The sequence below is a fragment of the Paraburkholderia nodosa DSM 21604 genome, assembly GCF_000519185.1.
GTDB classification, from domain to species: domain Bacteria; phylum Pseudomonadota; class Gammaproteobacteria; order Burkholderiales; family Burkholderiaceae; genus Paraburkholderia; species Paraburkholderia nodosa.
Genome location: NZ_JAFA01000006.1, coordinates 352,671 through 365,777, shown reverse-complemented (window position 1 = coordinate 365,777; position 13,107 = coordinate 352,671). Strand labels below are relative to the sequence as shown.

At 61.9% G+C, this 13,107-nt stretch carries 12 protein-coding genes; 5 read left to right on the top strand and 7 right to left on the bottom strand.

What is annotated here, in order from left to right; genetic code table 11:
• Positions 1 to 305 precede the first annotated feature (305 nt).
• On the bottom strand, positions 306 to 1,604 hold the full coding sequence (locus A3CW_RS0111620; RefSeq protein WP_028203727.1) for an L-fuconate dehydratase: 1,299 nt from the start codon (positions 1,602 to 1,604) through the stop codon (positions 306 to 308).
• 86 nt (positions 1,605 to 1,690) lie between these two features.
• On the opposite strand from A3CW_RS0111620, the gene A3CW_RS0111615 reads away from it, so the two are divergent.
• The 4 genes from A3CW_RS0111615 (at position 1,691) to A3CW_RS0111600 (ending at position 6,170) form a co-directional block, all read left to right on the top strand.
• A complete protein-coding gene (locus A3CW_RS0111615; RefSeq protein WP_028203726.1) occupies positions 1,691 to 2,452 on the top strand; it encodes a GntR family transcriptional regulator in 762 nt (253 codons plus the stop codon).
• Between the two features lie 126 nt (positions 2,453 to 2,578).
• On the top strand, positions 2,579 to 4,090 hold the full coding sequence (locus tag A3CW_RS0111610) for a sugar ABC transporter ATP-binding protein (protein WP_028203725.1): 1,512 nt from the start codon (positions 2,579 to 2,581) through the stop codon (positions 4,088 to 4,090).
• A 19-nt stretch (positions 4,091 to 4,109) separates the two neighbouring features.
• The gene (locus A3CW_RS0111605) at positions 4,110 to 5,135 is read left to right on the top strand and encodes an ABC transporter permease (RefSeq protein WP_028203724.1); all 1,026 of its coding nucleotides are present in this window, start codon (positions 4,110 to 4,112) and stop codon (positions 5,133 to 5,135) included.
• Between the two features lie 93 nt (positions 5,136 to 5,228).
• A complete protein-coding gene (locus A3CW_RS0111600; RefSeq protein WP_028203723.1) occupies positions 5,229 to 6,170 on the top strand; it encodes an ABC transporter substrate-binding protein in 942 nt (313 codons plus the stop codon).
• A 75-nt stretch (positions 6,171 to 6,245) separates the two neighbouring features.
• On the opposite strand, the gene A3CW_RS0111595 is transcribed toward A3CW_RS0111600, so the two are convergent.
• From A3CW_RS0111595 to A3CW_RS0111570, 6 genes are all read right to left on the bottom strand, one after another.
• The gene (locus tag A3CW_RS0111595) at positions 6,246 to 7,658 is read right to left on the bottom strand and encodes a purine-cytosine permease family protein (RefSeq protein WP_028203722.1); all 1,413 of its coding nucleotides are present in this window, start codon (positions 7,656 to 7,658) and stop codon (positions 6,246 to 6,248) included.
• Positions 7,659 to 7,763: 105 nt separating this feature from the next.
• Entirely contained in the window at positions 7,764 to 9,233 is a 1,470-nt protein-coding gene (locus tag A3CW_RS0111590; protein ID WP_028203721.1) for an aldehyde dehydrogenase, read from the bottom strand.
• 12 nt (positions 9,234 to 9,245) lie between these two features.
• On the bottom strand, positions 9,246 to 10,283 hold the full coding sequence (locus A3CW_RS0111585; protein WP_028203720.1) for an LLM class flavin-dependent oxidoreductase: 1,038 nt from the start codon (positions 10,281 to 10,283) through the stop codon (positions 9,246 to 9,248).
• Positions 10,284 to 10,294: 11 nt separating this feature from the next.
• Complete coding sequence (locus A3CW_RS0111580; protein WP_051481393.1) at positions 10,295 to 11,254, bottom strand: flavin reductase; 960 nt, start codon at positions 11,252 to 11,254, stop codon at positions 10,295 to 10,297.
• Position 11,255: 1 nt separating this feature from the next.
• Positions 11,256 to 12,074: an alpha/beta fold hydrolase gene (locus A3CW_RS0111575; protein ID WP_028203718.1), complete on the bottom strand. Its 819-nt coding sequence runs from the start codon at positions 12,072 to 12,074 to the stop codon at positions 11,256 to 11,258.
• A complete protein-coding gene (locus tag A3CW_RS0111570; RefSeq protein ID WP_028203717.1) occupies positions 12,043 to 12,645 on the bottom strand; it encodes an amino acid synthesis family protein in 603 nt (200 codons plus the stop codon). Before A3CW_RS0111570 ends, A3CW_RS0111575 begins: the two co-directional genes overlap by 32 nt.
• A 155-nt stretch (positions 12,646 to 12,800) precedes the next feature.
• Between A3CW_RS0111570 and A3CW_RS0111565 the strand changes: the two genes are divergently transcribed.
• Positions 12,801 to 13,091: a DUF1330 domain-containing protein gene (locus tag A3CW_RS0111565; protein ID WP_028203716.1), complete on the top strand. Its 291-nt coding sequence runs from the start codon at positions 12,801 to 12,803 to the stop codon at positions 13,089 to 13,091.
• Positions 13,092 to 13,107 lie beyond the last annotated feature (16 nt).

The following is a 13,107-nucleotide window of genomic DNA, read 5'->3' as shown; positions in this document are numbered from 1 at the left end:
TGGAATGGAGAACTACGTTTCCGGTGCCGGTCTTTCAAGGTTTCAAATGCGCTGCACAAGCTGCCGGTTGCCGTGCGCCCCAGCGCAGGAAGCGGCAACCGCTATGACCTGTTTTTCCTGCATCATCACCTCGGAACCATCAACCTGGACCGGCCCGAATGAGCGGATCATGTGTTACCCATGTCCCCGCACACCTGTTACCCATGTCTCCGGTCCATACACCGCNGCAAAGAAAGGAGGTGCCGCCCCGCACAGGGGCAACGCCTGCGTACCGACGCGAAAACAAGGAAACCCCAAAGCGGCCCCTAACCCCGCCAGGCCTCCCCCTCAGGGAAATGAAATCTATCGAGCGACTCCGCAATCATCTCAATGCTATACCCAGCCCTCTGAGGCGGCATATACCGCCCGTTCCGAATCACAACAGGATCAACAAAATGCTCATGCAAATGATCAACATACTCGAGCACGCGATTCTCGAGCGAAGCCGAAACACACAAATAATCGAATAGAGAAATATGCTGCACATACTCGCACAGCCCAACGCCGCCCGCATGCGGACACACGGGCACACCGAACTTCGCCGCCATCAGCAACACGACGATCACTTCGTTAAGTCCACCTAACCGGCAGGCATCCACCTGACAAAAATCGATCGCCTGCGCCTGCAGCAACTGTTTGAACATCACACGATTGTGACAATGCTCGCCCGTGGCAACCCCAATCGACCCCAAACGCCGGCGAATCTCCGCGTGGCCGAGAATATCGTCCGGGCTCGTCGGCTCCTCGATCCACCACGGATCGAACTCCGCGAGCCGCCGCATGTTCGCCACCGCTTCGTCCACGTCCCACACCTGGTTGGCGTCCATCATCAGCTTCAGGTTCTCGCCGATTTCCTCGCGCAGTATGCGTGCGCGCCGCACGTCTTCGTCGAGATTGCCGCCCACTTTCTGCTTGAAATGCGTCCAGCCCAGCGCGACGCCTTCCCGCGCAAGACGCCGGATCTTGTCGTCGTCGTAGCCCAGCCAGCCAGCCGAGGTCGTATAGGCGGGATAGCCCTGCGCGAGCATTTCCGCTTCGCGCACGCCCTTGGTCTTCGCGTGGCGGTGCAGGATGGCCAACGCTTCGTAAGGCGTGATCGCATCGGTCACGTAACGAAAATCGAGGCAGCGCACGAGTTCTTCGGGGCTCATGTCCGCAAGCAGTTTCCATACGGGCTTGCCGACCGATTTGGCCCACAGGTCCCACACCGCATTGACGACCGCCGCCGTAGCCAGATGAATCGCGCCCTTGTCAGGGCCGATCCAGCGTAATTGGCTATCCGAAGTGAATGCGCGCCAGAAAGCGCCCATGTTCGCGGTAATGTCCTCGAGCCGCTTGCCGACGATGAGCGGCGCCAGCGCGTTGACCGCCGTCACGCAGATTTCATTGCCGCGCCCGATGGTGAACGTGAGCCCGTGCCCCGTGATTTTGTCTGGAGAATCGGTTTCGAGCGTGACGTAAGTCGCGGAGTAGTCCGGCGCGGCGTTCATGGCGTCGGAACCGTCGAGCGAACGCGAAGTGGGAAAGCGGATATCGCGAACGGACAGCCTGCTGATCGTGGTCATTCGAACTCCCTCTGGAAGGGACGGCTTTCGGGTAGGGGAAAACCAGGCGTTTGCACGCGTTGACAACGCTGAATCTGCTACCTAGCATGCTAGCATGTCTTCTCAAAATCAAGCGCGCCGTGAACTCTTCATCCGAAGTGGCGAGTGTCGCCGGCAATCCTTATGTCGCACTGCAAAAGATTAGGGGCGGCGAGCGCGGCAGCCTGACCGATGCCGTCGAGCACGCGCTGAGAGAAGCGATCGTGACGCTCGCGCTGGAACCCGGAATGATGATCGACAAGATGGCGGTCTGCGAACGCATGGGCGTGTCGCGCTTTCCGGTTTCCGCCGCGCTGGCGAAGCTCGCGCATGCGGGGCTCGTCGAAGTTTTGCCGCAGCGCGGCACGCGCGTCAAACCGATCGCACTCGACGATATTCGCCAGCATCTGTTCATTCGCAGCGCGCTCGAAGTCGAAACGGTGCGCGGTGTCGCTCGCATGAAGGACCGCGCCACGATCGACGCACTGGCGGCCAATCTCGACGAGCAGCGCAAGGTCGCCGGGAATGGCCAGCGTCTCGTGTTTCATGAGCTCGATCTGGCGTTTCATGAAATCCTGCTCGACGCGGTGAACCTGCCGCGCGTGAAAGAGATCGTCGCGGTGTCGCGCAACGCGCTGGACCGCGCGAGGCAATTGCTGGCAAGTCCCGAGCGTCTCGTGCACACGCTCGACGAGCACGAACGGATTTTCGAGGCCATTCGCGCCGGCCGTGCCGACGCAGCGGCAAAAGCGATGCACGACCATCTCGATCAGGTGATCGAGGAATTGCGCCGGTCCGCGAAAGAGCGGCCGGATCTTTTTGCACCTTGAGCGCTTTCGTCTTACGTCGAGCAACGCCCGTACTCCAACCACCTCCGTGCAGCGCTGCAAGCCACGCCGCGCACGCAATCAAGGGGCCCCGGTAATGTGTCTGGCTTTTCTTCGCGGATCAGCGCCATGACGCCGCTCATCTCCGTCAACAAGCTGAGCAAGAGTTTCCCCGGCGTGAGAGCGCTTCACGAAGTGCAATTCGAGCTCATGGCAGGCGAGGTGCACGCGCTGATGGGAGAGAACGGCGCGGGCAAGTCGACCTTGATGAAGATTCTCGCGGGCGTGTATACGCGCGACTCGGGCGACATTCTCTACGATGGCCAACCCGTAGCGTTCGCGAGTCCGGGCGAGGCCCAGGCCGTGGGCGTCGGCATCATTCATCAGGAACTCCAGCTGATGAATCATTTGACCGTCGCGCAGAACATGTTCATCGGCCGCGAGCCGCGCGGGCGTCTCGGGCTCTTTCTCGACGAAGACAAACTCAATGCGCAGGCACGCGCGATTCTCGCCCGCATGCACGTGCAGCTCGACCCGCGCACCGTGGTCGGCTCGCTCACGGTCGCAAGCCAGCAGATGGTCGAGATCGCCAAGGCCCTGTCGTTCGATTCGCGCGTGCTCATCATGGACGAGCCGACGTCCGCGCTCAACGACGCGGAAATCGCCGAGCTTTTCCGCATCATTCGCCAGTTGAAAGAGCGCGGCGTGGGGATCATCTACATCTCGCACAAGATGGATGAGCTCAAGCAGATTGCCGATCGCGTCACCGTGCTGCGTGACGGCGAGTACGTCGCCACCGTCGCCGCCGCCGATACGAGCGTGCAGGCCATCATCGGCATGATGGTCGGCAGAACGCTCGCCGATGTCGCACCGTATCAGGGTCCGGCGCACCAGGGCGAAGTCGCGCTCGAAGTGAAGCATCTGAACGCGGGCCCGCTCGTGAGGGATGTGAGCTTCACGTTGCGCAAAGGCGAAATACTGGGCTTTGCGGGACTCATGGGCGCGGGCCGCACCGAGGTCGCGCGCGCCGTGTTCGGCGCGGACCCGGTCGAATCCGGCGACATCTTCGTGAAAGGCGCGAAGGCCTCGATCAAAACACCGAGCGACGCGGTCTCGCACAGCATCGGATATCTCTCCGAGGACCGCAAGCGCTTTGGTCTCGCGACCGGCATGGACGTCGAATCGAATATCGTGATGTCCAATCTCGGCAAATTCCTCTCGCTGAACCTGTTTCTGCGCCGCATGCAGATCCGCAAGACGGCGGCGCATTTCATCAGTCTGCTCGCCATCCGCACGCCTTCCGCCACGCAGCCGGTGCGTCTGCTGTCGGGCGGCAACCAGCAGAAGATCGTCATTGCGAAGTGGCTGGAGCGCGACTGCGACGTACTTTTCTTCGACGAGCCCACGCGCGGCATCGACGTCGGCGCGAAAAGCGAGATCTACAAGCTGTTGCGCGCGCTGGCCGAGCAAGGCAAGGCGATCGTGATGATCTCGTCGGAACTTCCGGAAATCCTGCGTATGAGCGACCGGATCGTAGTGATGTGCGAAGGCCGTATCACTGGCGAACTCTCCGCCAGCGAGGCGACCCAGGAGCGCATCATGCATCTCGCGACCCAGCGCGAAACCCTGCAAGCAGCATGAGCCTCAAGAGGTCGAACCCATGACTATGCAATCGGATGCTGCGGCGCTGGCCGACCAGAAACGGTCGTCCGGCTTGAAGGCGCGCATTTTCTCGCCCACTGCGCTGCAGAAAATGCTCGCGTTCGCCAGCCTGATCCTGCTGCTGATCTTTTTCAGCTTCGCTTCGCCCGCATTCATGCAGATGGACAATATCCTCGGCATTCTGCAGGCAACCGCCGTGAACGGCGTGCTCGCCATTGCCAGCACGTTCGTCATCATCACGGGCGGCATCGATTTGTCGGTCGGCACCTTGATGACCTTTACTGCCGTGATTTGCGGCGTATTTCTGACCTATTGGCATTTGCCGATGTGGATCGGCGTGCTCGCCGCCATCGGCACGGGGGCGGTGTGCGGAACCGTGTCGGGCACGCTCACGGCGAAGATGAAAATCCCGCCGTTCATCGCCACGCTGGGCATGATGCTGCTGCTCAAGGGGCTCTCGCTCGTCGTCTCTTCCGACAAGCCGATCTATTTCACCGACACCGAAAACTTCTACATGATTTCGCAGGACTCGCTGATCGGCTATTTCCTGCCCAGCGTGCCCATTCCGAACGCCGTGCTGATTCTGTTCGTGCTCGCGATTGTGAGTTCGATCACGCTGAACCGCACCGCGCTCGGGCGCTATACGTTCGCGCTCGGCAGCAATGAGGAGGCCGTGCGCCTTTCCGGCGTGAATGTCGATCGCTGGAAGATCGCGATTTATGGCCTCGGCGGCGCAATTTGCGGCATTGCAGGGCTCTTGATCGCTTCGCGCCTGAACTCGGCGCAACCGGCGCTTGGCCAGGGCTACGAGCTGGAAGCCATCGCGGCGGTGGTGATCGGCGGCACGTCGCTGAGCGGCGGCTCGGGCACGATACTCGGCACCATCATCGGCGCATTCATCATGAGCGTGCTGACCAACGGCCTGCGCATCATGTCGGTCGCGCAGGAATGGCAGATCGTGGTGACGGGGCTCATCATCATCCTCGCGGTTTACGCGGATATCTTGCGCCGCAAAAAGAGTTAAGTGGAGACGGAAGGAGCACGGAAAGAACGGGGAGTAAAACAAGGCTCCCTCAACGGCTGGAGGTCTATGGCCCACCTTAGGAGGAGAAATGTCATGTTGAAAAGAAAACTGATCAGTGCCGTAATCGGAGTGGGCGCGCTCGTCGGCGCGTCCAGCGTGACGTATGCTGAGGAACCCTACATTCCGATCATTTCAAAAGGCTTCCAGCATCAGTTCTGGCAAGCCGTGAAATCCGGCGCGGAACAGTCGGCGAAGGCGAACAACGTCAGGATCACGTTCGAAGGCCCTGAAACCGAGGCCATGGTCGACAAGCAGATCGACATGCTTTCGGCGGCGCTTGCCAAGAAGCCACAGGCGCTCGGCATCGCCGCGCTCGACAGCAAGGCCGCCATTCCGCTGCTCAAACGCGCGCAGTCCAGCAAGATTCCTGTGATCGCGTTCGACTCGGGCGTCGACAGCGATATTCCGCTCACGACCTGTGCCACGGACAACCTCGCCGCCGCCGCGCTCGCCGCCGACAAGATGGCGGAGATGATCGGCAATTCCGGCGAAGTCGCCGTGATCGTGCATGACCAGACGAGCCGCACGGGTATCGACCGGCGCGACGGCTTCCTCAACGAGATGAAGACGAAGCACCCGGGCATCAAGATCGTTTCCGTGCAGTACGGCGCGGGCGACCACCTGAAGTCGGCGGAAATCGCCAAGGCCATGATTCAGGCGAACCCGAACCTCAAGGGCATTTTCGGCGCCAATGAAGGCTCGGCGGAAGGCGCGGCGATCGGCGTGAAGGAGTCGGGCAAGAAACTGGTGCTGATCGGCTTCGACTCGGGCAAGGAGCAAAAGGAGGCCATCATGTCCGGCCTGATGGCGGGCGCGATTACGCAGAACCCAGTCGGCATCGGCAAGTGCGTCGTCGATTCCGCGGCGAAGGCGTTGAAGGGCGAAACGCTGCCCAAGAAGATCGACACGGGCTTTTACTGGTACGACAAGACCAATATGAGCGACCCGAAGATCGCGGCGGTGCTTTACGACTGATGGGTGTGGGTCACGCGCAGGGAGACAGGAAGAGCCGCGGCTCTTCCTTTTCGTTTTGCGAATCCGCGGCCCACTTCACTCGGAAACCGCAGCCCCTGCCGGCGAACGCCGGGACGAACGCGAACCGTCCTTCGAAGCGAACACGTAGTAGGTCAGTGCAGTCGCGACGAGGCCGACCATCCACGAAACATCGGCACCGCCGACGATCGAGGCCAGCGGGCCGTGGAAAAAGCTCTCTGCCATGAACGGCACCTGCACCGCAATACCGAAGAGGTAAACGGCGATGGCCTTGAAATTGAAGGACCCGTACACGCCGCCGTGGCTGCTCACGATTTCCGCGACGCGATAGCGCCGGTGGTTGATCAGATAGAAGTCGACCAGATTGATCGCTACCCACGGCGCGAGCACAATGCGCATGGCGAAGATCGCCGTCAGGAAGATCGCGATGAAGTTGCTGGAGGCCCACAACGCAGTGATGGTAGAGGCGACCAGCAGGACCGTTGAAAAGACGATGCGCACGGTGCGGCCCGGCACCCAGTCGGGACGGAAGGTCTGCGCGGCGGTAATGAAGGACAACACCCCGCCATACAGATTCATGCCGTTGTGGCCAATGATATTGACCAGAAAGAGGAAGATCAGCACATAGCCGAACACGCCCGTTTGCGTGCGGATGGCTTGCATGGCGTCGGTGGAGTGACCGGTGCTGACCGCGAGCACGCCAAAGAGAAACGCGAAGATCGTGCCGAGCGAGGTGCCGAAATACGTGAACGCGAAGGTCTTCGCAAAGCCCGCCGAGGTTGGCAGGTAGCGCGAATAATCGGACGTGTAAGGCGCGAAGCTGATTTGCCAGACGGCGCAAAGCCCGAACATCGCGAACCAGTTCGAAACGTCGAAATGGCCCTGCTGCAAGATTTCAGCGTTGAGGCCGGGCGCCATCATGATCATGCCGATCAGCAGCGCGCCGCCCATGAACCACGCGCCCACCTTGTTGAAGCGGTGGATGAAGTGGTAGCCGATCACGCCGACGAGCGTCGCGAGAATCGCGCCGAGCACGGTGCCCACCGGAACGGGCACCGCAGGCGCGGCGGTGTGGAGCGTCTTGCCCGCGAGGATGATGTTCGAGACGAAGAAGCCGAGATAGATCAGCGTGGTGAAACTGACCACGAGCAGCGAGCCATAGCGGCCGAATTGCGCGCGGCTTTGAATCATCTGCGGCACGCCGACGAGCGGGCCTTGCGCAGAGGTGAGGGCGTGGAAAAAGGCGCCGAAGAATTGCCCGGCGACGATGGCGAGAACCGCGCTCATCACGTCGAGGTGAAAGACCAGGACCGAAGTCGCGCCCGATATCACCGCGAGCGGCGCGACATTCGTGCAGAACCACAACGTGAACAGATCGACTGGCTTGCCATGCCGATTCTCGGGAGCGACATACTCGATCGAGTTGCTTTCAATGGTGAGAACGCTGTTGTCGTTCGCCGGGTCTTTCATAGTGTCTCCATCTTTATTGCACAGGCCGAGCCGCGCCACGAAGGTGGCGCGGCATCGCCTTGAACGGCTTTGAAGCGGCTTTGAATCGGTACAGCAGGGAACGGATCAGCGCATCACGAACGGATCGCTGATCGGCTCGTCCGAAGTGCGCAGCCACACGGACTTCGTCGTCGTGTATTCGAGCGCGGCAGCCATGCCGCCCTCGCGGCCGTGCCCGGAGAGCCCGAACCCGCCGAACGGCACGAGCGGCGACACCGCCCGATAGGTGTTGATCCAGACGATTCCCGAGCGCACGCGCCGCGAAACGCGATGCGCGCGGGTGAGGTTGGTGGTGAAGATGCCCGCGGCGAGTCCGTAGGCGGTGCTGTTCGCCTTCTCGATCGCTTCCTGTTCGGAAGAGAACGTATCCACCGAAAGCACCGGGCCGAACAACTCCGTCGTGATGCTGTCCGCGTTGCTCACGCCCGTGCAGTCCAGAATCGTCGGCGCGTAGTAGTAGCCGTCGCGCTCCAGCGCCTTGCCGCCGGCGAGCACCTTGGCCCCCTGGTTCACGGAACTCGCGACGATCTTTTCGATGTTGCGCAGTTGTCTTTCGGTGCAGAGCGGCCCGTATTCCGTCGTCATCTCGTTGGGCGAGCCCACGCGAATGCGCGAGACGCGCTCCACGAGCAGCGCGAGGAACGCATCCTTGACGGACGCTTCGATCAAAAGACGCGAGCCCGCCACGCAGCTTTGGCCGCTTGCCGCGAAAATTGCTGCGACTTGCGCATTCACCGCGCTCTGGATATCGGTATCGGCGAACACGATGAAAGGCGACTTGCCGCCCAGTTCCAGCGAGACTTTGGCCAGATTGTTCGACGTGTTCCTGACGATATGCCGCGCGGTTTCAGGGCCGCCCGTAAAGGCCACTTTGTCCACCTTGGGATGGCTGCTCAGCACCGCGCCGCATTCCGGCCCGAAGCCGGTGATCACGTTGACGACGCCCGGCGGAAATCCTGCCTCGTGCACGAGCCTCGCGAATTCGAGCAGCGGGCCGGGCGCCTCTTCGGAAGCCTTCAGCACGACCGTGCAACCGGCGGCGAGCGCCGGCCCGACCTTCACGGCGGAAAGGAACAACTGGCTATTCCATGGGACGATGGCCGCGACCACGCCGACGGGCTGCCGTTCGAGCCACACCTGCATGTCCGGCTTGTCGACGGGAATGTGGCTGCCTTCGATCTTGTCGGCGATCCCGGCGTAGTAGCGGTAGTACTCGGCCACATAAGCGATCTGGCTCGACGTCTCGCGAATGATCTTGCCGGTGTCGTTCGTTTCAATTTCAGCGAGTCGCGGCGCAGCCTTTTCGACGAGCCCGGCCAACTTGTGCAGCAGCTTGCCGCGCGCCGAGGCGGTGAGGCCGGCCCACGCGGGATCGGTCAGCGCGCGGTTGGCCGCCTCGACGGCACGGTTGACCTGCTCCGTGCGCGCTTCGGGCATTTGCGCCCACACGTTGCCCGTGGCCGGGTTCACGCTGTCGAACGTCGCGGCGCCCGGTTCGAACTGGCCGTCGATATACAGCTGAAAATGAAAATCCATGGAATCCGCCCCTTACCTGAATGCAGGCATGACGTCGTTGATCATGCGCTCGAGCGACGCCTTCTTGCGCTCGAAGCTCATGCCCGTATCGATCCAGAACGAGTACTCGTCGAAGCCGAGTTTCTCGTAGGCCCGCAAGCGCCCGATCACTTCCTCGGGCGTGCCGATGACGTTGTTCCTGCGCATCGCCTCGGGCGTGTAGAACGGGTGAGCGGCCATCTCTTCCTTCGTGAGCGGCTTGATCATGCCGCGGCTCACGGGCCGCTCGTTCTTGAACCACGCGCCGAAGTAGTTGTAGAACGTGTTCACCTCGTCGGCCGCGATCTGCGCGTCGTCTTCGCTGCTCGCCACATACGTGTGGCGCAGCAGCATGATCTGCGGGCGCGGCACGTTGCTGAACTTCTCGCAAGCGGCGTTGAAGTGGCCGACGAGCTTCTCGACCTCTTCGTCGCCGAAATGCAGCGGCGTGACCTGCACGTTGCAACCGTTGGACACGGCGAATTCGTGGCTGTTCGGGTCGCGCGCGGCCACCCAGATCGGCGGATGCGGGCGCTGCAGCGGCAGCGGCGACGACGTGGTCGAGGGGAATTTCCAGAATTCGCCTTCGTGCGCGTAATCGCCTTCCCACAGCTTTTTCACGGCCGGAATGAGTTCGCGCATGCGCTGGCCAGCGCCCCACGCATCGAGCCCCGGCATCAGGCGTTCGTATTCGAACGAGTACGCGCCTCGCGCGATGCCCAGATCCAGACGGCCATTCGTGATGATGTCGGTCATCGCGGCTTCGCCGGCGAGCTTGATCGGATGCCAGAACGGTGCAATGACCGTGCCCGTGCCGAGCCTCACGTGCTTGGTCTTGTTGGCGAGGTCTACGAGGTTGAGGAACGGATTCGGCGCGATCGTGAAGTCCATGCCGTGGTGCTCGCCGGTCCAGACGGCGTGCATGCCGCCGCGATCGGCGATCTGGCACAGTTCGACCATTTCGTCATACAGCTGCTTTTGACTGGTCTGGTCGGAGACGCGCTCCATGTGAACGAAAAGCGAAAATCGCATGATGGAACCTTTCAGGAATGAAGCGGGCGGACTGTGCCGTTGCTATGGTCGCCGAAGTACATCCCGTAGCTCTTCAATTCGCTTTCCTTGCGGTAGCGCTGGAGCATGCTGGCGAGTGCGCCGTCCTGGAACGCTTGCGTTTGCACGTCTTCCAGGCTGACGAATTGGGCCGAGGCGTCGCCTGCGGCGGCGAGTTCGTCCGGCGCGCTGCACAGGAACGAGATGTACTGGTATTGGGTTTCGGTATTGTTGTAGACCGAATAAATGAAGCTTGCCGATGCGTCGGGCTGGTACTTCGTGAAGATTTCGGCGAGCGCCTTGTCGGCGCCTTCCTTGCCGATCTCCTTCGAAGGCAGTCCCCATTTGCCGTCGGCGGTCTTCACGAGGAGCACCTTGTCCTCGCGCGCGATGATCGCGCTCACGATGACCTTCGGACCCGCGATGACTTCCGCCGATACCTTGGCCGGCGTGAAATAGCCGCCCCGGTAGTAGCCGAGGCCCGCGAAGCCCGCAGAATGAAACGCCTCGACCCGGCCGACGATGAGCGCGTGGTCGCCCGCGTCGATCACGGCGTGTGTCGTGCAGTCGAACCAGGCGCTCACATCGCTGATGAGCGGGTTGCGGTTGGCGCTCAATTGCCAGTTCACGTTGGCGAAGCGGTCGTCGCTCGGCCGCGCGAACGTGTTGGACAACTCTTTTTGGCCTTCCGCGAGGATGTTGATGGCGAAGTGGCCCGCGGTGGAAAACGTCTGGTAATTGCCCGACGTCTTCGCAATGCTCACCAGCAGCAGAGCGGGGTCGAGCGATACGGACGAAAACGAATTGGCGGTGAAGCCGAGCGGCTTGCCGTCGTCCGTCGCGGTCGTCACGATCGTCACGCCCGTCATGAACGCGCCGAACGCGTCGCGCAGCTCGCGCGTGTTGATCTTCGCTGCTTCCGGGTTAACTACCTGGCTCGTGTCTTGGCTCATTTCACACTTCCACTTCGTGGTTTTCGGCCTGCGGCTCCGTTTGCAACCAGGCCCGCAGCGCGCGATTGACTTCGTCAGGCGCGGTGAGGTTCACCATGTGGCGCTCGTTTTCGATCACCACGGCCGTGCCGTTGTGCGCGGCTTGCGCCATCTGCCTTGCCATCTCCGGCGTCGAGTTCGGATCGTCGGAGCCGGTCAGGACGAGGGCAGGGCAGCGAATCGTGTGCCAGCCGTCGGCATATACTTCGTCGCCGCCCGCAAACGCCGTATAGGCCGTGGCATAGCCCGCGAGGTTCACCGACTTCAGCCACGACTCGACCTTTCGCGCCGCGACTTGCTGCGCTTCCTCAGCGTTGAACCAGCGCCGCAGCGGCGTATCCACGTCAATGGTGCCCGAGCGCAGCTCGGCGGCACGCTGCAGCACGGCTTCGCGCGCCTGCCCGGTGCGCCGGTACACACCGTTCAGGACTGCCACACGCTTGACCCGATCGGGACGCGTGACCGCGACGCCGGCCGCGATCAGCGAACCCATCGAGTGTCCCGCCAGATTGACGGGGCCGACATTCAGCGCTTCGATGAAACGCGTCGCCCACTCAACGAACTGCGGCAAGCCGGCGCCCGCCTCGAGCGCATCGCTTCGACCGTGGCCCGGCATGTCGACCGAGATCACGCGGAATTCGGCCGAGAGGTCTTCGATCTGCGGATACCACGCGCTCGCCTGCATGCCCACGCCGTGAATCAGGACGAGCGATTCGCCCGAGCCCTGCTCCAGATAGTGCGCGACGCGCTTATTTGACAGCTGCAGGGTTCTTGACGTCATTTCCGAGCTCTGCGAGGTCCTGGTAGCGATCGCCAATGCGGTGATGCGGACGGCCACCCGTTGCGGCGCCAATGGCGATGACGAGTTCGTCGGCAGCCGGCGCATCGGCAATCGAGAACTGGAGCGTGAGGTAGTGCGAGCGGCGGCCTTCGTCGTTCTTGTCCATCATCGGGATGAGCAGCGGCGCGTTGGCCGGGCCGCGCGTGTTGTTGAACGCGAGATACGACTTCGCGCCTACAGCCGAACGATAGATATTGCCGAAGTGCAGCGTGTGGATGAGCGCGGATGCATGCTCCAGTTCGCCCGACAGGCCCACGATGGCGCTCTTGCCGAACGCTTCGACCGCTTCGCCCGAACCGGCTTCGTCGATGATGAGCTTCGTGAGGTGCTCGCTCAGTTGCGGCGCGATTGCGCGAATCTCGGGCGAGAGATCTTCCACATAACCGCGGCCCGCCCACGGATTCTTGATCACCGCGACGGCGCCGATCATCTTCAGCGGTTTCGCTGCGGCCTTGTCGCCGTCTACGAAGACGTTCTCGACATGGAGGATGGATTTGCGAATCAGGCTCATGGCAACTTCCTTCGTACGTTGATTGTGTGAAGCATTTTGGTATACCATGTTACGGCATGCCATGAGTGTTAACCCGATGGCATGCGGCGAGCCCCGTCTGCCAAGGGATTGCCGCTTTTTTTATGTGAATCGGACGATGAAAAAGAGGAGGAGAGATGACTGCATACTGGATCGCCCATGTCACCGTGCTGGATCCCGTGAAATACAAGGACTACACGGACATCGCACCGCTGGCGTTCAAGAAGTTCGGCGCCGTCTTTCTCGCGCGTGGCGGCGCAGCGCAGGTGCTGGAAGGCGAGTCGTTCGCGCGACACGTCGTGATCCAGTTCGCCGACATGCAAACGGCGCTCGACTGCTACCGCTCGCCGGAATATCAGGCGGCCAAGGCGAAGCGCGATGGGCATTGCGTGGCGCAGGTCACGATCGTCGAGGGGCTGGCGGGCTGACCAGGCCGTGCGGCTG

What these genes read in the sequence shown, in the direction of transcription:
- A3CW_RS0111620 (WP_028203727.1), bottom strand. Translation starts at nt 1,604, where the DNA reads ATGACCACGATCAGCAGGCTGTCCGTTCGCGATATCCGCTTTCCCACT.
- A3CW_RS0111615 (WP_028203726.1), top strand. Translation starts at nt 1,691, where the DNA reads ATGCTAGCATGTCTTCTCAAAATCAAGCGCGCCGTGAACTCTTCATCC.
- A3CW_RS0111610 (WP_028203725.1), top strand. Translation starts at nt 2,579, where the DNA reads ATGACGCCGCTCATCTCCGTCAACAAGCTGAGCAAGAGTTTCCCCGGC.
- A3CW_RS0111605 (WP_028203724.1), top strand. Translation starts at nt 4,110, where the DNA reads ATGACTATGCAATCGGATGCTGCGGCGCTGGCCGACCAGAAACGGTCG.
- A3CW_RS0111600 (WP_028203723.1), top strand. Translation starts at nt 5,229, where the DNA reads ATGTTGAAAAGAAAACTGATCAGTGCCGTAATCGGAGTGGGCGCGCTC.
- A3CW_RS0111595 (WP_028203722.1), bottom strand. Translation starts at nt 7,658, where the DNA reads ATGAAAGACCCGGCGAACGACAACAGCGTTCTCACCATTGAAAGCAAC.
- A3CW_RS0111590 (WP_028203721.1), bottom strand. Translation starts at nt 9,233, where the DNA reads ATGGATTTTCATTTTCAGCTGTATATCGACGGCCAGTTCGAACCGGGC.
- A3CW_RS0111585 (WP_028203720.1), bottom strand. Translation starts at nt 10,283, where the DNA reads ATGCGATTTTCGCTTTTCGTTCACATGGAGCGCGTCTCCGACCAGACC.
- A3CW_RS0111580 (WP_051481393.1), bottom strand. Translation starts at nt 11,254, where the DNA reads ATGAGCCAAGACACGAGCCAGGTAGTTAACCCGGAAGCAGCGAAGATC.
- A3CW_RS0111575 (WP_028203718.1), bottom strand. Translation starts at nt 12,074, where the DNA reads ATGACGTCAAGAACCCTGCAGCTGTCAAATAAGCGCGTCGCGCACTAT.
- A3CW_RS0111570 (WP_028203717.1), bottom strand. Translation starts at nt 12,645, where the DNA reads ATGAGCCTGATTCGCAAATCCATCCTCCATGTCGAGAACGTCTTCGTA.
- A3CW_RS0111565 (WP_028203716.1), top strand. Translation starts at nt 12,801, where the DNA reads ATGACTGCATACTGGATCGCCCATGTCACCGTGCTGGATCCCGTGAAA.